We start from the raw sequence: 876 nt of genomic DNA, 5'->3' as shown, positions 1-876 counted from the left end.
TGTGCTGGTTTTTGGACGCCGGCAAGAAGGAGGCTCCGCAGGGTCAACTGACCGGCGTCCAAAAAGCGCCAAGGCACGAAGTCGCGGGAAGTTGGGCACCGACGGTGCAGCGAGTGCTATGGGGATTTGATGCCGGCGCCGACCTTGATGATAGACGTGGCGCTGGCGGAATTCGGCCTGCGTGTCTGTAGGTACGGGAGTTCAGGAGAGTGCAATAGGCGTTTGGGCGAGCGTTCGGAGCGCACCGATGCGCGATGCGCGCACTGATGGATGCTATAGGGTGGAGAGAGAGCGCCGCCGGCGTGGAGCCAGCGCATTGGAATGGGAAACCCGCAGCGCTCACAGGAGGTCTGGCTCATGAGGTGTCGATCCTGATCAGTGTCGGCCGCCAGCTCGGCTGGCAGCCGGGCGCGAAGGTCTCGATGACGATCATACGCGCGCCACAGCACGGGCATGGGTACGGCAGCACGCGCGGGGTGTCCGGCGCAACATCCGGCTGCTCTTGCGGGTCGGCGGCAGGCGGGACGACATCGAGGAGTGCACGGGCCGTGGCGATGCTTTCGGCGCGGTTGGTTGAGGCAAAGAGCCCGTAGTGGCGGATGCGGTGGAAGCCCTTGGGCAGCACGTGCAGCAGGAAGCGCCTGATGAACTCCTGCGGGTGAAGCCGCATCGTCTTCCAGCGGTCGGATCCGTTGACGCGATAGTCCTTCCAACGGAACGCAATCGCCTCGCTGTCGGCTGCAACGAGGCGGCGGTTTGAGATGGCAACCCGATGGGTGTAACGGGAGAGATAGCGCAGCACCTGCTCTGGCCCTGCGAACGGTGCCTTGCAGTAGACCAGCCACTTGATACGCCGCAGCGGGGCGATGAAGCGCT

At 64.4% G+C, this 876-nt stretch carries 1 protein-coding gene; it reads right to left on the bottom strand.

Annotated elements, in window-relative coordinates; genetic code table 11:
* Nucleotides 1-355: 355 nt before the first annotated feature.
* Nucleotides 356-876, bottom strand: a 521-nt coding sequence (locus tag SO139_RS46280) for an IS91 family transposase (protein WP_474799114.1), incomplete at its 5' end; no start/stop codon positions are given.

Source organism: Bradyrhizobium sp. UFLA05-89 (assembly GCF_059803475.1).
This window is presented reverse-complemented; position numbering and strand designations above follow the sequence as displayed.